This window comes from Microbulbifer mangrovi, assembly GCF_002009015.1.
In the GTDB taxonomy this organism is placed as follows: Bacteria; Pseudomonadota; Gammaproteobacteria; order Pseudomonadales; family Cellvibrionaceae; genus Microbulbifer; species Microbulbifer mangrovi.
In genome coordinates this window covers 1-22,229 of sequence record NZ_LZDE01000307.1, presented here as the reverse complement: position 1 = coordinate 22,229, position 22,229 = coordinate 1, and the positions used below count along the sequence as shown (strand labels likewise).

At 59.1% G+C, this 22,229-nt stretch carries 16 protein-coding genes and 1 tRNA gene; 6 read left to right on the top strand and 11 right to left on the bottom strand.

From position 1 onward, the window contains the following. Nucleotides 1-11: 11 nt before the first annotated feature. From B4U49_RS09720 to B4U49_RS09695, 6 genes are all read left to right on the top strand, one after another. The gene (locus tag B4U49_RS09720; protein WP_078084403.1) at nucleotides 12-2,174 is read left to right on the top strand and encodes a TonB-dependent receptor; all 2,163 of its coding nucleotides are present in this window, start codon (nucleotides 12-14) and stop codon (nucleotides 2,172-2,174) included. Between the two features lie 98 nt (nucleotides 2,175-2,272). Then, on the top strand, nucleotides 2,273-4,387 hold the full coding sequence (locus tag B4U49_RS09715) for an AsmA family protein (protein ID WP_078084402.1): 2,115 nt from the start codon (nucleotides 2,273-2,275) through the stop codon (nucleotides 4,385-4,387). A gap of 93 nt (nucleotides 4,388-4,480) precedes the next feature. Then, entirely contained in the window at nucleotides 4,481-5,602 is a 1,122-nt protein-coding gene (gene mutY / locus B4U49_RS09710) for an A/G-specific adenine glycosylase (protein ID WP_078084401.1), read from the top strand. Between the two features lie 15 nt (nucleotides 5,603-5,617). After that, a complete protein-coding gene (locus B4U49_RS09705) occupies nucleotides 5,618-5,893 on the top strand; it encodes an oxidative damage protection protein (RefSeq protein ID WP_078084400.1) in 276 nt (91 codons plus the stop codon). Nucleotides 5,894-6,057: 164 nt separating this feature from the next. Next, nucleotides 6,058-6,133, top strand: a tRNA-Phe gene (locus B4U49_RS09700). Nucleotides 6,134-6,537: 404 nt separating this feature from the next. After that, nucleotides 6,538-6,918 (top strand): VOC family protein, encoded by a 381-nt coding sequence (locus B4U49_RS09695; RefSeq protein WP_078084399.1) that lies wholly within the window; start codon nucleotides 6,538-6,540, stop codon nucleotides 6,916-6,918. 289 nt (nucleotides 6,919-7,207) lie between these two features. Here B4U49_RS09695 and B4U49_RS09690 read toward each other — a convergent pair whose 3' ends face one another. The 11 genes from B4U49_RS09690 to B4U49_RS09640 all read right to left on the bottom strand — a co-directional run. After that, complete coding sequence (locus B4U49_RS09690; RefSeq protein ID WP_078084398.1) at nucleotides 7,208-8,245, bottom strand: FecR family protein; 1,038 nt, start codon at nucleotides 8,243-8,245, stop codon at nucleotides 7,208-7,210. Next, nucleotides 8,245-8,793, bottom strand: a complete 549-nt coding sequence (locus B4U49_RS09685) for an RNA polymerase sigma factor (RefSeq protein WP_078084397.1) — start codon at nucleotides 8,791-8,793, stop codon at nucleotides 8,245-8,247. The genes B4U49_RS09690 and B4U49_RS09685 overlap by 1 nt, the downstream gene beginning before the upstream one ends. Before the next feature lie 175 nt (nucleotides 8,794-8,968). After that, nucleotides 8,969-11,749: a TonB-dependent receptor gene (locus B4U49_RS09680; RefSeq protein ID WP_143735612.1), complete on the bottom strand. Its 2,781-nt coding sequence runs from the start codon at nucleotides 11,747-11,749 to the stop codon at nucleotides 8,969-8,971. A gap of 216 nt (nucleotides 11,750-11,965) precedes the next feature. After that, the gene (locus tag B4U49_RS09675) at nucleotides 11,966-12,805 is read right to left on the bottom strand and encodes a 23S rRNA (adenine(2030)-N(6))-methyltransferase RlmJ (RefSeq protein WP_078084395.1); all 840 of its coding nucleotides are present in this window, start codon (nucleotides 12,803-12,805) and stop codon (nucleotides 11,966-11,968) included. 298 nt (nucleotides 12,806-13,103) lie between these two features. After that, nucleotides 13,104-16,109: an RCC1 domain-containing protein gene (locus B4U49_RS09670; protein WP_158078595.1), complete on the bottom strand. Its 3,006-nt coding sequence runs from the start codon at nucleotides 16,107-16,109 to the stop codon at nucleotides 13,104-13,106. A 372-nt stretch (nucleotides 16,110-16,481) separates the two neighbouring features. Further along, complete coding sequence (locus B4U49_RS09665; protein WP_239692561.1) at nucleotides 16,482-17,639, bottom strand: DUF3570 domain-containing protein; 1,158 nt, start codon at nucleotides 17,637-17,639, stop codon at nucleotides 16,482-16,484. Further along, nucleotides 17,626-17,853 carry a DUF4266 domain-containing protein gene (locus B4U49_RS09660; RefSeq protein WP_078084392.1) on the bottom strand — a complete coding sequence of 76 codons (228 nt, stop codon included), beginning with the start codon at nucleotides 17,851-17,853 and terminating at the stop codon, nucleotides 17,626-17,628. The genes B4U49_RS09665 and B4U49_RS09660 overlap by 14 nt, the downstream gene beginning before the upstream one ends. A gap of 3 nt (nucleotides 17,854-17,856) precedes the next feature. Then, on the bottom strand, nucleotides 17,857-18,342 hold the full coding sequence (locus tag B4U49_RS09655; RefSeq protein ID WP_078084391.1) for a TlpA family protein disulfide reductase: 486 nt from the start codon (nucleotides 18,340-18,342) through the stop codon (nucleotides 17,857-17,859). A gap of 48 nt (nucleotides 18,343-18,390) precedes the next feature. After that, nucleotides 18,391-19,053 (bottom strand): outer membrane beta-barrel domain-containing protein, encoded by a 663-nt coding sequence (locus B4U49_RS09650; RefSeq protein WP_078084390.1) that lies wholly within the window; start codon nucleotides 19,051-19,053, stop codon nucleotides 18,391-18,393. Continuing rightward, nucleotides 19,023-19,841 (bottom strand): SH3 domain-containing protein, encoded by an 819-nt coding sequence (locus B4U49_RS09645; RefSeq protein WP_193432835.1) that lies wholly within the window; start codon nucleotides 19,839-19,841, stop codon nucleotides 19,023-19,025. The genes B4U49_RS09650 and B4U49_RS09645 overlap by 31 nt, the downstream gene beginning before the upstream one ends. A 36-nt stretch (nucleotides 19,842-19,877) precedes the next feature. Then, a partial coding sequence (locus B4U49_RS09640) for an HzsA-related protein (RefSeq protein WP_078084388.1) occupies nucleotides 19,878-22,229 on the bottom strand: 2,352 nt, incomplete at its 5' end.

The following is a 22,229-nucleotide window of genomic DNA, read 5'->3' as shown; positions in this document are numbered from 1 at the left end:
AATAATTCGAAATGTTTCGCAAAAAGTACCGAGTAAACACTCTGGCGCTGGCCGTTGCCTGTGCATTGTCTTCTGCTGTGTCTTCTGCCGTTTCCGCTCAGACCGCCAACAACCAGAAAGAGACTCTGGAAGAGGTCAACGTCACCGTCTCCCCGCTGGCCAAGCCCGCCGATGCGGTGGCTGCGCCGGTTTCCGTACTGAAAGGCGATGAGCTGCGCAAGTCCGCCGCCGCCACCCTGGGCCAGACCCTGAACAGCCAGCTGGGCGTGGCCAACGCCTCCTTCGGCGGCGGTGTGGGCCTGCCGGTGATCCGCGGCCAGAGCGCCAACCGGGTCAAGGTGCTGAACGACAACCTGGACGTGGCCGATGCCTCCAACACCAGCGCTGACCACGCGGCCAGTATCGAGCCGCTGCTGGCCAACAGCATCGAGATACTGCGCGGCCCCGCGGCACTACGCTACGGCAGTGGCGCCATTGGTGGCGTGGTGAACGTGATCGACGGCCGCATTCCCACCGAGGTGCCTGAAGAAGTAGAGGGCGCTGTGGAAATGCGCCACGACACGGCCAATAACCAGGATGCGGGTGTCTTTCGCCTCCAGGGCGGCGCGGGCAACCTGGCCTGGTACCTGGACGGCGTATACCGCGAAAACGGCAACACCCAGATCCCCGGCCTCGCCATCCGCGAGCATGAGGAAGACGACCACGAAGAACACGAGGGCGAAGAAGAGCACCACGAGGAAGAGGAGTTCAACACCGACGGCTTCGTCGGCAACACCAGTGCCCGCGCCAAGAGTGCCAGCGGCGGCCTGTCCTGGGTAACCGACAGCGGTTTTGTCGGCTTCTCTGTCAATCGCCTTGAAAACAACTACGGCATCCCCGCAGGCACACACGCCCATCACGAAGAAGAGGAAGGTGAAGAACACACGCTGGAAGAGGGGCTCGACGAGGCGCACGAGGAGCACGGCGGCGAAGGCGTGCGTATCGAGCTGGCACAAACCCGTTACGACCTGAAAGGCGAGCACCGCTTTAACAGCGAATACTGGGACAAGCTCAGCTTCCGTCTCGGCCACAACGATTACGAGCACGTGGAACTGGAGCCGCACGGCGACCACTTTGACGAGGGCACGCGTTTTACCAACAAGGCCTGGGAGAGCCGCGTTGAGCTGACCCACGACAACGGCGGCGAATGGCGCGGCGCTTACGGCCTGCAACTGTCGCGCAAAGACTTTGCAGCCATCGGCGACGAGGCGTTTATCCGCCCTTCCATCACTGACAGCATTGGCGCCTTTACCATGAAGGAGCGCGAGTGGGGCAGCTGGCACCTGGACCTGGGCGCGCGCCTGGAGAACGTCACGATTGACCCGGAGTACGGCAGCGATAAGGACTTCAACCTGGTAGGCCTGTCCGGCGCCATCCAGTACTTCCTTGCCGAACACCAGCACCTGAGCCTGGGGCTCACCAGCGCCGAGCGGGCACCGGTGGCCGAGGAGCTGTTTGCCGACGGCGCACACCTGGCGGAATCCCGTTACATCATTGGTGACGAGACTCTGGACAAGGAAAACTCCCTCAACCTGGAGCTGGGCTATCACCACCACAATCAGGAAGCGACCGGCTGGCACGCGGCCAAAGTGGAAGCGAATGTGTTCTACAACCGCATCGCCGACTACATCTATGCCGCCAACACCGGCCTGGAAGATGAAGAAAGCGAGTTCGATATTTACGGCTACCAGAACCGCGACGCGACCTTTTACGGTGCCGAGGCCTCTGTGCAATTCCCGCTGGCCAGCTCACTCAGCCTGACCCTGTTCGGCGACAGCGTACGCGCCAACTTTGACGACTACATCGCCGGTGAATCCAGAGAAGTGCCGCGCCTGCCGCCACTGCGTTTCGGTTTCGCCCTCGGCGGCAACTACACGGACTGGAACTGGCAATGGCGCAACACCCGCGCCACCGCACAGGACCGCCCGGGTGCATTTGAGGAATCCACCGACGCCTACACACGCATGGATCTCACCGCCCAGTACAACTTCAAGCTGGCGGGTAACGATGCCGTGGTATTCGCCAATGCACGCAACCTGCTAGATGAGGAAATTCGCAATGCCACCTCGCTGCTGCGCGACTTCGCACCGGAAGCCGGACGCAGTATTGAAGCGGGCGTAAGGTTTCATTTCTGACCGGCACCTGCTTCAATAGTCGCATCCGCGGCGCCCGGATAATTTGAATTCCGGGCGCCGCCCCCACTTGCCAACTCCAGTTGAAGGATGCGCACTGTATGGCCTGGATCAAACGCGGTCTTATTACCCTCGTTGTTCTCTTTATCCTCTTCGCCGGTATCGTCGCCTGGTTCCTTTCCGGGCTCGACGCCAACCAGTACAAACCGAAAATCGTCAAACTGGCCGCGGACCAGGGTATCGCCCTGACCCTGGACGGCGATATCGGCTGGCAGATCTGGCCCAATATTGCACTCAAGCTCGAAGGCGTGAAACTGGCACCGCTGGCACTGCCCAGTGAGTCCCTGCTGGAAGCAGACAAGGTTGCCGTGGGCGTGGCGCTGATGCCGTTGCTGGACAAGCGCATCGAAGCCAAAGAGGTCGTACTGCTGGGCCCACAGGTTGAACTGACCGTTGACCAGAACGGCAAAGGCAACTGGGAACTGATCACCGAGGCCATGGAAGCCAAGGCCAAGCTGGACGAGAAACAACAGCAGGAACAGCCCCCCAAACTGGATGTGCCTGAAGAGAGCGCCGAACCTGCACAGGGCCTGGAACTGGCTCTGGAACAACTGCGCCTGGAAGACGGCGTACTGCGCTATACCGACAAACAGACCGGCACCGAATACGCCATCAGCAAGCTGCATATTTCTGCAGACAATCTGGTACCCGGCGGCAAGCCCGGCGAAGTCCAGCTGCGCGCAGAAATCGCAGGCAGCGACCTGCCCGAGCCGGTGAACTTGGATATCCACAGCACCCTCGCCATCGACGACGGCCTGAACGGCCTGCGTGTACAACCCGCCAGCATCAAGCTGACCGGTGCCGAGGGCGCCGAAGCCAAAATCAACCTGCGCGGCAATGTGCGGCGCGCCAAGGCCGATGCCCCCTGGCAGATCCAGCTGAACCTGAATGTGGACGTCGAGCCGATCACCGGCTGGCTGGCCGCGGTGGGCAGCGAATTCAAACCCCAGAGCAGCAGCGCCCTGCAGAAACTGCATATCGAGTCCGATATCAGTGGCACCGACAAGCAGATGTTCCTGGAGCCGCTGCAACTGGTATTGGACAACAACCGCCTCGAAGGCAGTGCCAGCTTCCAGGCCAGCACTACCGCCAATGGCGTTCCCAGCGTGTCCCTGTCCCTGAAAGGCGGCGAGCTGAACGTGGACGACTACCTGCCGCCACCGGCAGCTGGTCCCGAGCAGGATGAGCTGACCGCGGATGTGGCCGCAGCCCAGCCCGTGCAACTGCCGCTGGAAGCCATGCGCGGCTTTAACGCCAAACTCGACCTGACCCTGGAAAAACTGCACGCACTGGACTTCGAGATCGATCAGCCGCAGCTGGCGGTGAACGTCAACAATGGCCTCTACCAGCTCAACAAACTGGCGGCCGGCCTCTACGGTGGCACCCTCAACAGCACCGGCGTGTTCAATGCCCGCGGCAATTCCGCCCGCGGCGAGTTGAGCGGCGGCCTCACCGGCGTTGAAATTTCCAAGGTACAGGAAGCCCTGTTCGCCAGTGACGAACCGGAAGCGGCAAATGCCAAGAAAGTTACCCTGTCTGGCAAAACCGATCTTACCTGGGTGGGCCAGACCAACGGCGCCGACACCCTGGCGCTGCAGAAAAACCTGCGCGCCGCGGTGCAGCTCAACTCCAAGGAGCTGTCACTGGCCCCATTCAATCTGGAGAAAGGGATGTGCCAGCTGGTGAGTTACGCCGAGAAAACCCCGATGCCGGAAAAAGAGTGGCCCGCACAAACCCGCCTGCAGGACCTGCGCACCAGCGTGAACCTGAATGGCGACCTTGCCAAGGTGGAGGGCATCAATGCCGGTATCGAGAATATCGCACTGACCGGTGACGGCACCGTCGACCTGGAACAGCAGCAATTCGACTTCGCCCTGGGCCTGGCGCTGGTAGGCGAAAAAACCTCCGGTAATGGCTGTTCCGTGCAAAACAGCCGCTGGCGCAATCGCGCCCTGCCACTGCGCTGCAAAGCCAAGTTTGACGAAGCCGGTGCCACCACCTGTAAACCGGACAGCCGCCGTCTCGACGACCTGATCCGCGAAGAACTGAAATACAAAGCGGAGAAGAAGTACGGCGACAAGGTCGAAGAAAAGACCGAGGACCTGAAGGACAAGCTGAAGGACAAGTTCAAAGGCCTGTTCAACCGCGGCGACTAACCACACACCACCTACGACGGGGTCGGGCTACCCCTCACAGCCTTATCCCGATAGCATGGGCACCCTCTGCGGTGCCCATTTTTATTTCGACCTATGCCAAATCCTGCCCCCAAGCCCAAAACACCAGCCCGCTTCCAGCAGGCCCTGCTCAAATGGTTCGACCAGCACGGGCGCCACGACCTGCCGTGGCAGCAGGATATCAACCCCTACCGGGTATGGGTCTCCGAGATCATGCTGCAGCAGACCCAGGTCACCGCGGTCATCCCCTACTACCAGCGCTTTATGGAATCCTTTCCCACGGTGCAGGCGCTCGCCGCCGCCAGCCAGGATCAGGTACTGGCCCACTGGAGTGGCCTCGGTTACTACGCCCGCGCGCGCAACCTGCACAAGTGCGCACAGACCGTAGTGAACGACCACTCCGGCGACTTCCCGCGGGATGTCGAGCTATTGGAAGCACTCCCCGGCATCGGCCGCTCCACCGCCGGCGCCATTGCCAGCATCAGCATGGGACTGCCGGCAGCCATCCTGGATGGCAACGTGAAACGGGTACTGGCCCGCATCCACGCCATCGACGGCTGGCCCGGGCAGACCGCCGTGGCCAGAGATATGTGGGAAATCGCCGAGCGCTACACGCCCGCAGAGCGCACCGGCGATTACACCCAGGCGATGATGGATCTGGGCGCCACCCTGTGCACCCGCTCCCGGCCCGCCTGCGAGCGCTGCCCGTTCGACCAACACTGTATCGCCCGCGCCCAGGGCAACCCCACCGCATATCCGGGCAAGAAGCCCAAAAAGGAAAAGCCGGAACGCCAGGCTACCCTGTTGCTGATCGAGCACGACGACGAACTCTACCTCGAACAGCGCCCCGCCAGCGGAATCTGGGGCGGCCTGTGGACGCCTCCACAGCTGGAAGGGGACGACGGCGGCGAAGCCAGTGCCCAGGAATGGCTGGCCGCAAGGGAAATGGATGCCGGTGAGATCCAGGCCCTGCCGCCCATGCGCCACACCTTCACGCATTTCCACCTGGACATTCATCCGGTGTGGATAACTCTGCCGTCCAGACCCGCACAGGTGGCAGAAGGAACCGGTGGCTGGTATAAACTGCGCCAGCTCGACCGGCCCCGATCCGCACAGGACCTGGGAGTGCCGGCCCCCATCGCCAAGCTGGTGAAACAGCTTGTCGCGCTCAAGGAGCCATTACTGGCGCCCTGCTGAAACCTAGGAGAACCCATGTCCCGCACCGTCTTCTGCCGCAAATACCAACAGGAACTGGAAGGTCTCCCCAATCCGCCCTTCCCCGGTCCCAAAGGCCAGGATATCTACGAGAATGTCTCCGCCAAGGCCTGGCAGGAATGGATGGAGCACCAGACCATGCTGATCAACGAGAAACGCCTCAACATGATGGAGCCCTCCGCCCGCGCCTACCTCGCCGAGCAGATGGCGAAGTTCCTGAGTGGCGAGGACTACGACGCTGCAGAAGGCTACGTACCGGAAGCGGACAAATAACCCGCCTACCAGCACCCCCGTACCGCTGTAGGGCAGATAAACACGCCGAGTAAGCGACCGCTCACAAACGGCAAAAACTATTTATCAATCAAGGGGTTGACTCCCCCCGGAAGAGCAGGTTTAATACGCGCCTCGCTGCCGGGGACATCCCCGAAAACAGCAAAGCCCAGATAGCTCAGTCGGTAGAGCAGGGGATTGAAAATCCCCGTGTCGGTGGTTCGATTCCGCCTCTGGGCACCATACAAAAAAAGCCCCATCCGCAAGGATGGGGCTTTTTTGTATCTGAAGTCCGGAGACGGTTGAGAACCACCGATGTGGTTCGACAAATCGCGCCAGCGATTTGTAACGAGCGCCCCGACTCCCGCCCAACAAACCCGCCCCAAAAACGATTCCCTCATCTTCAGAGCTACATTCGCCGCAAATCCTTTCCCAAACAAGCTGCCGAAATTTCAACCGAACCTGAACGCCGCATAAAGCAATATCAGCATTCGAAAAAAGTTAGTGTGCCCGCTAGGATAGAATTGTCAGCAAACCGAATTTCAGCTCTGAGTAATACTTTCGGCTAGAGCTTATGCTTGCGCCTGCAACCCCAGCAGTGAAAACTTATCTCAGCCAATTTATTTCGTTACTTGCAGGATTAAAGAATGAATTTGAACCAGGTAACCCTACCGGTTGCAAACATGGAAGAGGCAACCGACTTTTACCGGCGCATGGGTTTTCTACAAATAGTGGACACACCACATTACGCCCGGTTCGAATGCCCGGAAGGTGAATCTACCTTTTCCCTGTCATTAGAGCAGCAAGCCTTTACCAATAACGGTGTCATCTACTTTGAAAATGAAAACCTGGATGCGTTAGTTCTTGCGCTCAAAGAGAAAGGGTTTGCTTTCGATCAGGAGCCAACCGATATGCGCTACCAATGGAGAGAGGCAATTCTGCACGATCCGTCAGGCAACAAGATCAAACTCTATTGGGCTGGTGCGAATCGACTGAATCCGCCCTGGCGGGTCGAACGAAGCGCGTAGTTCGCAACTACAGACCCGGTGTTTTCAATCGAGAAAGTCAACTGTGGCTCGGAGAGAACGGTATATTTTGATCCGGAAAACCCGAGGAGGTCCTACCTGGTTCGATCACCTCTGGTTACGCCGCTGGTTGTTTTCGTTTTTGGCACACTGCTAGCAGGATTAAACGCCGAGCGCGTTATGCTGTTTGGCGATGCCTGGCAGGCCATCCTATCCCTTTCGAAAAATTTGTAATCAGAATTGAAAACGATAAAGCCCGGAATTGTCCGGGCTTTATCGTTTTATCGGCAGGTCACTCTTCTACCGTGCCGGGCCAGATTACCACCCTGCCATCGGGCTCCTTGAACACCCGCACCGGCAGTGACTGCTCAAGCATAGCTACCAGGGTATCGGCCTGGTCAGCCCTGAAAGCGGTGGTCACGCGCAGGTTTTCCAGTTCGCGGGTACCGATCACAATACGGTTTTTACGATAGCGATTGGCATCAGCAACCACCTCGGAAAGTGGTGCGTCGTGATAACTGAATTTTCCCTGACGCCAGCCGGCAACCTGATTCGCATCCACAGTGGTGACACGACTCAGCCGGGACTGATCGACACTGACCTGCTGACCGGCAACCAGACGTACCATTGGACCGCTGCTGTCAGGTGTCGCAGTCGGCCGACTGGCGACGTCGACGATGCCTTCCTCGACAGTGACTTTTACCGCCGGGTGCAGGGTGCTTCCGGTGCGCACATCAAAACGAGTGCCGACCACCCGGATTTCAGCATCGCGGGCACCGACATAAAACGGGCGCGCGGAATCCTTGGAAACCTCAAAGAAAGCCTGTCCGCGCAGGAGCTTTACACTGCGGCGGGCATCGCTGAATGCGACCTCGACGGCGGAGTCGCCACCCAGGGTGACCCTGCTGCCGTCATCGAGAGTTACAGTGCGCTGCTGTGCCAGTTCCGCTGCGTAGGCCTGGGGTGCCGGTTCCGACTGCCACGGGGCGACATACACCAGGCCCACGGCTAACATCAGAGTGCAGGCAAACGCGAGGCCGGTCACCGGTGTAATACCGAAGTAGTTGTTCAGCTTGTCGAGCCAGCGGGAAAGGCCGCCGGGCTGGCGCAGGCGCGCGCCCTCCGGGCCTGCGGCGAGGGCTGCCAGACTGCGGTCGATCTGCTCCAGGCGCTGGTAGGCGCCGCGGTTATTTACCTGCTGCATCCACTCGTCAAACGCGGACTGCTCGTCACTGGTAAGGCTGCGTTCGCCGCGCAGCATAAACCATTCGCGGGCTTCGGCTTCCACGCGCCGGAAATCTGTCTGCAGGTGACTGTTGCCAGTCGTCATCACAATTCTCCACCATGTACACGCAGCGCTTCCTGACACCCGGCCAGGGCTTTCGCTACATGCTTTTTAACTACAGTTGCCGAGAGTCCTTCCCGCCGCGCTATTTCCGCGTAGGAGAGGCCATCGACACGATTCATCAACAACAGCCGGCGGCGCTTGTGGGGCATGTTCCACAGGGCGCGATTGATCAGTCCCAGAAACTGCCGGCTGGTGGCAACGCGCTCCGGGCTCAGGGTGTCCTGTTCCCGGTCGGGATCGTCCTGTACCGACTGTGCATAACTCTCCCGCACCTGCCCCTTGCGCAACGCATCAATCGTGGCGTTGTGCACAGAGCGATACAGGAAGGCCCGCACATGTTCGATATCGCCAACGCGAAGCTGCGGGGCCATGCGCGCAAATGCTTCCTGCACCAGGTCCTCGGCCTCGCTGTACGACAGTCCGAACTTACTCACCGCATATCGACAGAGTTCCTGATGATATTCGCGGTAGTAGTAATCCAGGTCCTTGTCGTTATCGGTCGCCAATTGGCTAGCCCACGCTGTTGCCATGGATTCTCTTCACCATCATTTTTGTTGTATTTGTCTGCTTGGAAGACGCCTCTGGCGGGCGCTGAAATCTATTTCTCTTGCCGATAGAACGGATAGGGGAGCCGGATCGTCCCCCCCACGGCAAAAAAATAATGAGTTCGCAGTGCTATTCAGTCGATATGCTCATTCGACCTGGTCAGTCGATCTGGATGCCAAGCCGCAGGCCGAAGGTACGCGGCGCGCCGTAGTAATACTCGGGTACCGCGATATCCGCCTCCTGCACATCGTTAGCGACGGCGGTGTTGGTGAGGTTTTCGCCGTAGAGGTCGAGCCACCAGGGGCCCCGGTTGGGTTCAATCTTGATGCCGGTACTCCAGCGGCTCCAGGCCGGCTGGCGATCGATATTGTCCGCGGGGCCGGCGGGATCCTGTTGCCACTCACCGCTGACGTTATCCAGCAACATGCCGCTGCGATCGCCGCGATTGGCCTCATCGAAATACATATCCGAGGCGAATTGCACCCCCAGTCTTGCGGTAGCACGCGCCCAGTTGCCCAGAGTGAGGCTGTGGCGATAGTTGAGACCGAGACTGATCTCCGGCACCTGCTTCAGGCGGTTACCGCCGAAGTCCACCAGGTTGGGGAATTGCGGGTCGCCAGCGTCTGGGTTCCAGGTCTGGCCGTGGTCTGGAAATTCGTTGTCCACGGCCAGGAAGTGGTCGTAACGCGCATCGAGCAGGGATACAAATCCCGCAACCCGCCCGTTGAGACTGCTGGCCCAGTTCAGCTCCAGCTCCATACCGCGAATGGTGGCGGAGGGGGCATTGGTGCTGCGGATCAACTCGGTGCCGTCTTCCGCCACGGCAATGCCGGATACCTGCAGGTCCCGGTAGCTTGTATCAAACAGTGCGCCGTTCAGGGTCATGGCACCATCCATAAGGCCCAGCTTGAACCCCAGCTCGATATTGGCACTGGTTTCCGGCCCCACAAAGGCGGCGCCGCGATTGTTGCGCTCGAGTAACAGATCCAGGGCCTGCCGGTACTGCGGGTCCTCGGCACCACTGTAAGTACCACTGAGCCTGGCCCCGTCCTGCACGATGCCGGGCTTGAACCCCTCTGCATAGTGCAGATACAGCAGGGCCTGCTCGGAAGGGTGATAGGTGAGTCGCGCCATGGCGGTGGTGCTGCGCCAGCTGCGGTCGACGTCGTTGTAGTTGGCGACGTAGCACTGGTCCGGGTCGGCGGATTCGCGGTTGACCGCGACGGGGCCGAGCTCGCCACCGCGATCGCTGCGGATCAGGTCCGGACAGGCGATGTTGCGCCCGCCGCGGTCATAGCGCTGGTCGCGACCGCTTCTGGCACCGGCGCTGATCTGCCATTGTGCGCTCAGGTCGTAATCCAGCTGGCCGTATACCGCATCCAGGCGCGAGCCACGGTCCGGTTGCTGGAAGCTGTGCGCCGGAGCACCACCCCAACCGCCGCCGTCCGGCTCCTGATGTTCCAGGTCGAAGCGGATCGCATTCTTTTCCGCAAAACTGAAATAGGCCAGCAGCCAGCGCAGGCGCTCGTCGTCGCGGCTTTTCAGCTGAAGCTCGTGCTGGCGCGCACGGTATTTCGACCAAATGGTGCGATTGCTCTGGTGATAGATGGCCGGGTCTGTCTCGCTACCCACCGCGCCACTGCGATCCGCATCCCAGTCCTGGGCGCGCTGGGTAAAGCCGTAACCGGCGATATAGGCCAGTGACGCACCGCCGGGCAGGCTGAGTTCGATACGGCTGCGCAGCGCATCCTGGTCCAGCCGGGTGCGCCCGGGGGTGTCGATGGTGACCGGGGTAGCGTAATCCACCACCGGCAGGCTGCCTGCGCCGCGATCCTCAAATCGCTCGTAGCTAAGCCACCAGTCGATACTGTCGGTGATCTGCCAGCTGGAACTCAGGCGGTGACTGAACAGATCGGTGTTGTTGTAGCGACTGTCGCGATCCGCGGGGATCGAGTCTTCGGTGTAGTCGGTGTAACTATCGGCCTGCTCGGATACGCCCGCCCAGCGCAGTGCCCAGTTGTCGGTAAGCGGTGCATTGGCGACGGCGCTGACCTTGCGCTGCCGGTAGTTACCGAAAGAGACGGACATTTCCGACAACCACTCTTCCTGCGGTCGCGCGGTGTGGTAATTGATTACACCACCGGTCGAGTTGCGCCCGAACAATGTGCCCTGGGGCCCGCGCAGTACCTCCACCCGATCGAGGTCGTAAAGCAGTACCGCAGAACCCTGCACCCGGCTGCTGAAGATCCCGTCCACGTGGGTGGCGACCCCGGAATCCCCGGCCTCGGTGTGGTTGTCGGAGCCGACCCCGCGCAGGTAGAGCATGGATGCGGTGTGATCACCATTGCGCGCCACCTGCAGGCTCGGCACCTCTGCGGCCAGTTCCTCCAGGCTATCGATATTGCGCTCTTCGAGAGTGCCGCCACTGATGGCGGTGACTGTCATGGGGGTCTGCTGGAGGTTGGTGCGACGCTTGCTCGCCACCACCTCGATTTCCTCAAGCAGCGGACGCGCTTCCGCGATCGCCTGCGCTTCTTTTTCCGGCGCTGCATCTTTGGATTTCGGGGGCAGTATCACCACGCCCTGACCATCCACCCGGCGGTAGCGAAAATCCGACTGTGCCAGCAACTGCTCCAGCGCCGCTTCGGCGGTATATTCGCCAGCGACGGCCGGCGCCTGGCCGCCCGGGGTACTGACAGCGCGATCTTGGGCGGTGGCGACCATCACCGCCAGCCCGGTCTGACGTGAGAACGCCAGCAGTGACTGGTCCAGTGGTTGTGCGGGAATCTGGAATTGGTAGGTGGTGGCCTGTACGGAATGTCCCGACCCGATATCGCCCTTCGGTTCCGGAGCGACATCCACGGCAAGTGCCACCGGTACGGCACTCACGTGTGCCGCCAGCAACAGGGCGGGTAGTGACCTGAGGCAGGTCTTGGACATAGGCAAGTCGTCATCGCTGTTCCCGGCGATCGCCACAGGGGCAGATAGCGGGGATTCCGGTGACGCGATGGCAGCTTTTTATTCCCCCGCACCATTGCTAGAGGGAGTCGCCGCTTCTATCACGCGCCCGGTTGATTATTGTTCTGTCTGGAAAACATACAACAATCTTCCGGGAGGTGACAAGTTGAGACGCACAGCGCCGTCGGATCCACTCCCCTATTCTGCAACCAGGGTCACACAGCGGTAGTGGGGCTTGCCGTCGGCACTCAGGTCTGCGGCTAACGCGGGCAGCAGCTCCTGCATCTGCTTGCGCAGGGTCCAGGGGGGATTGACCACGATCATGCCGGCCGAGGTCATACCGTGACCTTCCGCATCGGCGCGGATACCCAGTTCAAACAATTCGATATTGCGAATGCCGGATCCGGCGAGTTGCTTTTCCAGTGCATTGATACGACCGCGTTCCACCACCGGATACCACAGTGCTACCGTGGCGGTTGCCATCTTGTGGTGGATCAACTGCAGTGCGGCCACTATCCGCTGGTAGTCCGCTTTCTGTTCATACGGCGGATCGATCAGGATCAAGGCGCGGCGGGACCTGGTCGGCAGCAGGCTCGAGAGTCCGGCAAATCCGTCTTCCTCGCGCACCCGGCACTGGCGCCCGCGGGAAAGGGTCTGGTGCAGTTTTTCCGCATCGCTGGGGTGCAGTTCAAACAGCCAGGCCTTGTCCTGGGAGCGCAGCAGTTGTGCGGCAATCAACGGTGAGCCGGGGTACTGCTGCAGGCTGCCCTGTGGGTTCATTCCCTCCATGAGTCGCAGATAGTTCTGCAGCCCCGCAAGCTCGGATCGCCCGTAAAGCTGACCAATACCGTTGAGGTACTCGCAGTTTTTCTGCGCCATGTCCGATGCCAGGGCATAACAACCGGCACCCGCGTGGGTATCGATATAGTCGAAAGGCGCATCTTTCTTCTTCAAGTAGGAAATAATTTCCACAAGCACACAGTGCTTGAGCACGTCGGCAAAATTGCCGGCGTGAAAACCGTGACGATAACTGAGCATGGAACCCACCCGGGCACTAAAAACGAGGACAAAACGCTGCCGGACAGATACATGGGGAGAGGTAGGCAGCGGCGGGTGAGCATCCTCGAGGAGGGGAGAGGGCCCGATCTTCTGGGCTCACCGGAATGCCGGCGAACTTTAGGGTGCTTTGTAATCGCTGACAATCATTTTTTACTCAAACCCGACAACCACGAAGGTGCCCTGGTGCCAGCTAGCGAAGACTCACAGATAAGACAAAAAAAGGGGGCAAAGCCCCCTAACTGAATGAGATTAAAACTTGCTGTGTTCGCAGCGATAGTTAGAAACCAACTACCACTGGCACCCTTTTATCGGTCATGGAACCGACTCCCAGACGGTAGTTTTCATTATCGCCCCAGCCCCACAAATAACCATCCCTGCTTACCGCAAAGGAAGTATTCGCTCCAGCCACAACACTTATCCAGCTGGAAGCGCCTCCGACCTGTGTCGGTATCAGCGCATGGTTGTCGGTGCTATCGATACCCGCTTGTCCGTCAATATTTCTTCCCCAGGCCCACAGGCTGCCACCGGATTTAACCGCAATAGTGTGATACGCGCCGGCATCCACTGATGCCCAATCCGTGTCACTACCGACCTGGGTGGGGACGTTCAGGTCTAACGTATTATCCGCCGAGCCCAGCTGGTAATTGCCGTTATCTCCCCAGACCCACAGGCTGCCGTCGGATTTCAGTGCAACGGTGTGAATCAGACCGGCATCTACCGCTGCCCAATCCGCGTCTTCACCCACTTGCACTGGGCTGTACTGAGGTTCCGATTCTCCAATTCCCAGTTGACCACCGTTGTTGTGTCCCCAGGCCCACAGGCTGCCATCGGTTTTCAGTGCCACTGTGTGGTACTTACCTGCGGCTATGCTCGCCCAATCGGTATCGGTACCGATTTGTACGGGTGTTTCCGCAGCGCCAGGTGAATCAGGACCGGTGCCGAGCCTCCCGTACTGATTGTGACCCCAGGCCCAAAGACTGCCATCGGATTTGATCGCGAAACCACGGCTTTCACCCGCAAAAACCTTCACCCAGTCGCTGTCTTCACCGACTTGCACGGGAAGGTACTGCACAGCGAGGTTCTCATCTCCGGTACCCAGCTGATAAGCGGCATTTGAGCCCCAGGCCCACAGGGTGCCATCGGATTTAACAGCGTGAGAGGAGTGACGGCCTGCCGCTGCACTTTTCCAGTCGCTGCCTGTTCCCACTCGAGTAGGCACATAGATAGAAGCCGTATCACCCGTTCCCAGCGATCCGTTAATGTTCCAGCCCCATGCCCACAGGCTACCGTCCGCCTTAACGGTTAGCGCGTGAGTTTCATAATAGGAGATCTGTACGTCTTCGCCGGTTCCGGCACGGAAGCCAACTTCCACAGCGTAACTTGAAGACACACCAGACAATTGATCCTGAATCGTCAGCTTGGTGTAGCCAGTGGAACTTCCTGCATTGAGGTTCACGCGGTTGCCGGTGGTTACACTAAGACTGGCCACTGCAGAGTCATCAAGCCACCAGTTGCATTGATCACAGGCGACATCTGCAGTAAGTGCCAGAGACTGTCCGCCCCTGAGCTGGATAGTGTCGAGAATCGTACCGTCCGGGCCGCTCACGGAGATACCGGCCTCGTACTCCACCGTATTGACCAGTTCATCGCCGCTGCCGCCCTGCAATAGAACAGAAAGCGTAACGGAGCCTTTGCTCACCTGGGCAGAAGAGGCGACGCTGAGGGTTGCCTTGCTGGGATCTTCCGGGTTTACCTCGAGTGTCATCTGGCCGTCGAGATTTTCCAGCGCCCAGGTAAATTCGTACGGCGGGTTTGACCAGCGTACGCGTCCGGAAAGCTGGTAAGTATTTCCCGGCCGCAGCGTGCCTTCCGGTCCGCTGAACAGCAATTCGGGCAAGACGTTGCTAAATCCGCTGGCAGAAAAGTTGCCGGAAAGTGAGGTTACACAATTTACGTCCAGCTCGGAGCAGAGTGCATTGTTTTCGATACTCACAGTCACCGTATGGGTTCCGGAGCGCTTGGGCGTGGCGTAGTAGAGGAAATACAAGCCTTGCGTCAGCCGCTCTACTTCCGCCGCAATCTGCTGCAGACCCGCGTCCACCTCACTGTAATTACTGACACTGAAAAGTCGTTTCGAAGCCAAGGCGCGGTCGGTATCGGCGATGGCATCCAGCTTCTCACCCAGCACAATTTGCACCAATGGATCCGGATCGATTTCACTACCGACAGTAAGCGCGAAGAAATCCTTGTCACCTTTGGCTGCGAGAGCGGCGTCGAGCGTAGAAGACGAAGCCGTATCATTGCCATCGGTAATCAGGATCAGAGCCCCATGGGTCACCTGATCCAGGGTGAAACTGTTGTCCCATTGGTTGAACCCGTTGACCACTGCACCATACAGATTTGTTGACGGGCCACCGCCGGTGATGCCGTCAATCGCAGTTTTCAAGGCTTCCTTGTCACTACTGAAATCACTCACCCTGCGGACCGTGTCATCAAACACGTAAACAGCAATCTGCTGGTTCTGGATAAGATTATCGACAATTTTCGCTGCCGCAGCTTTTACGTCGACCAGGTCAGAAGACGTCACACTCGAGCTGACATCCAGCATCAACACGGTGTTCAGCTGGTAGGGAATCTGATCAATCGGCTCAAGATCCAGGAAGGCTTCGCGCTCCGCAATGGGCGTGTCATTTTCCAGTACATTGAAATCTTCCAGGGTCAGGCTGGTAACCGGCTCACCACTACTGCGATCCACAACCCGCTGGATCATGGTGACGATGGACGGCTGCGTTGCGGTAATCGCATAGGGCTGCAGATTGACCGCCAATTGGCTGCTCGCCACCACTTCACAATCAGCGCTCACCGGACCAGTGGTGTAAACGCCGGACGCCGCGTCATAACTACCACCACAGCCGGCAACCTCTTCGACAACATATCCGGCGCTACTTTGAGACAGGGTAAAACTTGCTGTTCCACCTTCGTCAACGGTTGCACTTCCGGGCTCGACGACGAGACCCGTCCCGAGTCTGGTGGAAACGATGTAGGAGGTACTACCACCACTACTGCTTGAGCTGGAACCGCCACTGCTGGAACTGCTGGAGCTGGAACTGGAGCCGCCACTGCTTGAGCTCGAGCTACTCGAACTGGAGCTGGAACTTGAACTACTGCTGGAACTCCCTCCACCACTGCTGCCACTTCCACCACCATCGGATCCCCCACCTCCTCCGCCGCATGCAGCGAGAACCAGTGAAAGCGAGCAGACGGTTAGCAATCGACTGTACATAAAATCCCCCAGGTAAATTTATTTTCCGGTCCACCAGAGCGTGCTCAAAGGCGGAAGTGGCGTAACTGTTTTTGCGGATCAATACCTCTCGCACAACTCGAAAACGGACTGCGCTACGCGGCTGCAGACACGGCGAGAGGGGAGAACAATTCGCGCGGGGGTGGAGGCTATAGATGCCACGAAATGCCAACAATGCCTCCTTTTCGGCATTTTAGGGGCTATTTTGCGCCTTATCGGACAAACTTTGATCACATTGGCTGCGTGACAAACATCACACATTAAATAGGGAGCGGGTAATCAGGGGGAGGAAACGAAAGTGGAAAGGCACCCACGCGTATCAAACGAAAGTGCCAAGTCCATCAGGGAATGGTGTCAGAACCACATCGACCAGAACAGTCGCACGACGTGGGCATTGAAACTGTAGGAGGGCTCTTCACCGGGGAGGTAGTCGCCGCTGTTGTGCACGCGGACATCGTGGAAATTGTCGTAATCGAACAGCACGTAATCCCAGTACAGGTTGACGGTATTTCTGCGATTGAACAGCGCCCAGCGCTCGGGGAGCTGGTAAGAGGCACCAATACCAATGGCGGTACTCGAGAAATCGCTCAGCTCCTTGTCACGCGCACGGAAATTGGTGGCGTTGAGGTAAGGGAAGAGGTCACTGTAAAAGTCCGCTCCATCCTGCTTGTAGAACCGCAGTTTGCCCTCGAGAATCAGGTTCTCGGATTCCAGTGGATGGGTATAGCGCAATTCCAGGTTGTCGGAACTGATCCCCCAGCTGTCCGCGTAGCGGCGGTATTCGCTCTTTATCGCGGCGCGGTAGGGCAAGCGGTATTTCGCCCGCAACGCGACCGCGTCGCTGTTGCGGGTGGTGGGATACAGCTCGGCCTGGTAACTGAAACCGGTACCGGAATTTGGATCCAGGTAGCGCACGCTGCGATACGGGTTGTTCAGAAAGCCCTCATCCGCCACCGTTTCCACGCTGACTTCGGCGATCAGTTTGGTGGTGAGAATCTGGCTCCAGCCGAGGGAGTAGCGACGGTGCTCAGCCTGCTCGAGAAAGTTCTCATCGCCGTTGCGCATCACATCGTCACTGCCGAGGCTGACGCGCATGGACAGGGTGCTCAGATCGCCAAAGAAGTCCTGGCTGATCCCGAAACCCACGGTCTCCGCCTGGTAGTCATTTTCGCTGGAGTTGGTGTAGCTGAGACTCATGGTGGTTTTTTCCACCAGATAGTCCGCCCCCAGGGAGAATTCGTCGCGCTGCTCGCTGTAGGGGCTGGCGGTGGCCTGCACATCAATGGAGGCGCCGGAAATCATGTCCACATAGTAATTGGCCGACAGGGAAACCTTGTTGCCAATATTCTTGCGCACCAGTACCGATGGCCCATCGATGGTGACACCGCCACCGCTGTATGCGTGATACATGGTGTCAGCACGCTCTTCCGGCAATACCGCGCTATTTGCGCTGCTCGCGAACAGGGCAATCACCAGCAGGCCGACATGTTTTTTCAGATCAGTTACAGCCACAACCGCCCCCGGAACCACCTTCCGCACCACGCGCAGCCTCACGCGCTTCATACACATGGTTCATATAACCCGCTGCCACCGGATCCCGCTCAAAGCTCATGATCGGGTCCGCGAGGTAATGCCGCTCATAGGGCTTTACCCACGGCTCCGGCATCATGGTTTCACAGCCTGCCAGCAACAGAAGTGGCAACAGCAGAAGCGCGCGCTTGTACATGGCTTATTCCCGGATCAATTCCTTGATGATTTTCTTGTACTCGGCTTCGTCGCCACTGCGGTAGCCCTTATGCACGTAGCGCACTTTACCGTCGCGATCGATGAATACAGAACTCGGCATGGCTTCCACGCCGAACAGCTTGCTCACATCGCTCTGGGAGTCGAACAGCACCGGGAATTCCACCGGGATTTTGTTCAGCATCGCCTGCGCATCTTCGCGGTTGGCGTCAACGTTGACACCCCATACCTGGAAGCCCACAGGCTCGTAGCGCGCATGCAGATCATTGAGCAGCGGCATTTCTTCACGGCAGGGACCGCACCAGGAGGCCCAGAAATTCAGCATGATCACCTCGCCGCGCTGCTCGCTGAGCTTGAGGTTGCCATCTTTCAATGAGGCGAGGGTAAAGTCCGCTGCCGGGATATTGGCGGAAGCGGGAGCACCCGCCAGCAGAGCGGCACTGGTGCAGAGAGCGGCAATCAGTTTACGCATTGGAATTCTCCGGTTTTCTCAGTTGTTTTTCTGTGAAAATCACTGCGATTAAAAATAAATGGAAACGCCCAGCTGGGCGGAAAGATTGTTGGTAGTAACAGGCTCACCAAAAATCTCGTGCTCGAAAATATGATCGCGTACGTCAAAACGCAGGGTCAGCCAGTCCTTGGTCAGCATACGCACCCCCACCCCGACGTTGTAGGTAAAATATTCTTCGTCAGCAAAGCTGGTGTTGCCGATACCGCCGATCAGATAGAGATTGCTGTTCAGCGCCCAACGATCGAGGATAAAAATTTCGCCGGGCAGGAAGTTCCAGGCCAGCGACAGGTTGTACAGGCTGAGGTCGCGCTCGTCTTCGGTCAGCAGTGGAGCCGAACCGCTCAGGCGTTCGTAGCTGGACTCGCCCAGTTCGGTCTGCGCGTACGCGGCCTCCATAAAGAAATCTTCATTGATATGGTAGGCGAGGCTGCCCCCGATCATACGGTTACTGCCAAAATCCTCCACGCTCATGATGCCGCCCCAATAGACGGTAAACTCGAAGTCTTCGCTGTCGATCTCCGCCTCGCGGATCTCGCGCCGCTCCAGGTCCGGCGAGATGATCTCGTCAATCGTCTCGTCACCCTGTGCGCAGGCGATATTGGCAAAGGGCGCACTCGCGGCCAGTAACAGGCCGGCAAGGGTTACATGAATACGTCGAAGCCCAGTTTCCACTCGACTATCTCCTGGTTATTTTCCCGCGAGGTGAGCAGGTAATGATTGGCAACTTCCGCGCGCAGGGCGAAGCGGCGGGATAAGTTAGTGGTCACACCGATACCGGATAGCATGGTGGTATCCTGGCGATCTTCAGTGGCGACGATGGTGGCATTGGGCGAGGTGATATTGATGCCGGTGCCGAGCATGAAATATGGCGAGAGCCGCCAGTCTGGAAATGGCTTGTGCAGCAGGGCGACCTGGTAGGTCTGGCTATCGGAATAGGCACCGATGGTCTGCGCAGCGCGCAGCTCGGCGGAGATATTGCCGGTAAAGCGGTAACCCAGTGAAATCCCCAGCGAATTGGCGCCTTCGAAGTCGCCATAGGTAAATCCGAAGCGTACGCCGCGATCGCGGGCATTGTCGACACCGGGGGCGGGCACTACAACCTGCTCACCTGCCGCACCGTACACCGCGTCCAGATCCGCAATTTTTGCCCAGCCCATCTTGCCGGTGCGGGTCATGACCTTGACCCAGTCAGTGCGCCGCTTCAAAAGCCACAATGGCTCGCCGTATTCCACCACCTGATCGATCACATACCCGCGCCCGGGGCCGGTATACAGGTTGAGGAATTCGGCTCCCACAAATACTTTTTCGGTATCGAAGGGGAGCTGTTGCGGCGCGCGATCGCCAAACTGCTGCGCAGAGAAGCTCTCGGTTACCGGGGTTTCTCCGCTTGCCTGTTCTTCCGTGTGTGTCTGCGCCTGGGCCAGGGAAACACTCAAGAGTCCTGCCAGCAATAGCGCCAAATTGGAAATCCTGTTTCCGGGCTGCCTGTTCATTGTTCAGTTGACCGGTGCATCAAAGGGGTTGTTGTAATACTGCGCACCGATATCCAGCCACTCTGAAATCAATCGCAATTCCGCTGCGGACAGCGCACCTGCGTGGACGCCACCCGCTTCAAATACGCGGAAGAAACGACTGGCGTTAGCGCCGGCCGTATCCATGATCCGCTCAATGTCGACGGTAACCATAACAGGAATCGGGTTGCCATCGGCATCCAAAATCAGCTCACCGTCCTCATCGGTCTCGAACAACAGGTTACCGTCGTCATCGGTATCCTGGACAAGCACATTCTGTACCGCTCCGTCGCGCAGCTCCTGGGTGGGATTATCGAAGATCAGCTCGACATAGGAGGCGCTGAAGTTGGTGTTGACCCCGGACTGGGAACCGCTCAGGTCCAGCTGTCCCGGGGGCACCTGGGCCATACCGGCGGCATCGCGGTTGCTGTGGCAGCTGGTACAGGTCTGATCATCGATCACATTGCCCATGGCATCGGTGATTTCCCGCGGCAGGTCCCAGATCGGCTGGATATGCTCGGGATAATGGATGACGGTGCGGCAATCCGCTGTCCATTCGCTCTGGCAGGCGAGGCTGGTGGGCGCCGGAGTCGGCAGATCGCTGGACAACAGTTCACTGCTCGGGTCTTTTTCCCGCAGCGCCGGGTCGGTCCACAGGTCGACAAATTTCAGGTCGCCATCCAGAACGGGATGGCCGGCCACCCGCGCCATCAGCTGCGCCATGGTTTCCCCCATATCCGCGGTAAGAGCGGGCTCGGTATTGGCAAACGGGGCGGCGCTGGTAGGGGCACCCGCCCAGGCAGATGCCGGTTCTTTATCGGTACGGCCGTGAGGCACTTCGCTGTCGCCGCTGTGACACCCCTGGCATTTACGTATCTCGCCGGCGCGGAATTGCAGCCAGTTATTGTGGCGACCGACGATACGTCGGCCGTTGGCATCCACCACGGAAATGGCCAGCGGCATGTCCGCCGGAACTTTAACGCGTACCGAGCCATCGGGCTGGATCGGTGTATAGCCGATGATTTCCCGCATCAACTGGGCGCGGCTGCGGCCGAAGGCGGAGCGATCAAAGTCGAGGGTATCGCGATCGGGAACGCCTACCGCCTTGACCACCCGCAGAAAGCGCGCGGGGCGCTCTGCGGCTGTGGTCTGCAGGGGATCTGCGAGCGCGGAAATATCCACAGCGGCGATGCCGTCGAAATCGTACACGCTGCGGATATCCAGAATCGCCATGCCCTCATCGAACAGGTCGCGGTCGATATCGATCCCGGGAATCGGCTGCGGAATAAATTCCGCAATCGGGCGGGTATCCGCGGTGACCGCCTCGCTGATCATCAGCCCCTCTTCGGGCTGGATAATCGGGCGCTGGGTGCCCTCGCGGTAATCGTATATCCACAGACCGTAGAGTGGATCTGCGGGCACGATATCCGGTGTCGCCAGCCACTCCTCGGTACAGGGTTGCGGCAGTTCGGTTTCCGGGTCGATGACCCGACACTCGCTCCAGCTCACCAGCAACCGGCTGGTGCCGTCGTGGAAAGCCCAGGCATTGGCAAACAGCCCGTGGGGAGACAGCCCACCATCGGTAATCACTTCCTCTACCGACAGGGACTCCTGCCCCTGCAACACACCCTCTTGTTCGGGCTCACTGTAGGCCTCGGTAAAGTTTTCCGCATCGATCACCACCATATCCCCGCCGTAGGTAATCCCCTCCGGCGCACGCAGGGTGACGAGTATGCGCCCGTCCGGCATCTGCTGGGGTTTACTGAAAGCCGCGGGAATGGGGTCCGGCCCACTACCGGTGCCAGTAGCCTGGCTGTGGTATCCGTAGTGGAACTGCAGGTCGGTGCCATCCGGCTTGACCGTATACAGGCTCAGACGGTCCACGCCACCCATATTGTCCCAACGGCTGAACAGGATGCGGCCATTGAACAGCACGGTGGGGGACAGGTCATGGCTCTGGTTGTAGGAAATCTGCTGGATATCGGTGCCGTCTGCTTCCATCACATGCAGCACGAAGGCGGGTTCATCCAGGTTTTCTGCCAGTGCGGAGAACTGGGGTTTATTGTCATCGAGCAACAGCGCCCGTGAACGACGCTGGCGGGTAGACGTGAAAACGAGGCGACCATCCGGAAGGAAAGCCGGAGCGATATCGTCTCCTTCTTCGGCAATCAGGTCGGACTGGATCACACGGGTCAGCTGTGCGGATTCGAATTCGTACAACCAGATATTCCAGCTCGGCTGCTCGTCATCGTCCAGCCCCTCGATATCCGGTGCGCGCATGGCGAACGCCAGCTGCGCGCCATCGGCGGAAACGGCCAGGTCTTTTACGTCGTAGCC

Bases quoted from the DNA above. Each gene is read 5' to 3' on its own strand.
- B4U49_RS09720 (WP_078084403.1), top strand. From the start codon at position 12: ATGTTTCGCAAAAAGTACCGAGTAAACACTCTGGCGCTGGCCGTTGCC.
- B4U49_RS09715 (WP_078084402.1), top strand. From the start codon at position 2,273: ATGGCCTGGATCAAACGCGGTCTTATTACCCTCGTTGTTCTCTTTATC.
- mutY (WP_078084401.1), top strand. From the start codon at position 4,481: ATGCCAAATCCTGCCCCCAAGCCCAAAACACCAGCCCGCTTCCAGCAG.
- B4U49_RS09705 (WP_078084400.1), top strand. From the start codon at position 5,618: ATGTCCCGCACCGTCTTCTGCCGCAAATACCAACAGGAACTGGAAGGT.
- B4U49_RS09695 (WP_078084399.1), top strand. From the start codon at position 6,538: ATGAATTTGAACCAGGTAACCCTACCGGTTGCAAACATGGAAGAGGCA.
- B4U49_RS09690 (WP_078084398.1), bottom strand. From the start codon at position 8,245: ATGACGACTGGCAACAGTCACCTGCAGACAGATTTCCGGCGCGTGGAA.
- B4U49_RS09685 (WP_078084397.1), bottom strand. From the start codon at position 8,793: ATGGCAACAGCGTGGGCTAGCCAATTGGCGACCGATAACGACAAGGAC.
- B4U49_RS09680 (WP_143735612.1), bottom strand. From the start codon at position 11,749: ATGTCCAAGACCTGCCTCAGGTCACTACCCGCCCTGTTGCTGGCGGCA.
- B4U49_RS09675 (WP_078084395.1), bottom strand. From the start codon at position 12,805: ATGCTCAGTTATCGTCACGGTTTTCACGCCGGCAATTTTGCCGACGTG.
- B4U49_RS09670 (WP_158078595.1), bottom strand. From the start codon at position 16,109: ATGTACAGTCGATTGCTAACCGTCTGCTCGCTTTCACTGGTTCTCGCT.
- B4U49_RS09660 (WP_078084392.1), bottom strand. From the start codon at position 17,853: ATGTACAAGCGCGCGCTTCTGCTGTTGCCACTTCTGTTGCTGGCAGGC.
- B4U49_RS09655 (WP_078084391.1), bottom strand. From the start codon at position 18,342: ATGCGTAAACTGATTGCCGCTCTCTGCACCAGTGCCGCTCTGCTGGCG.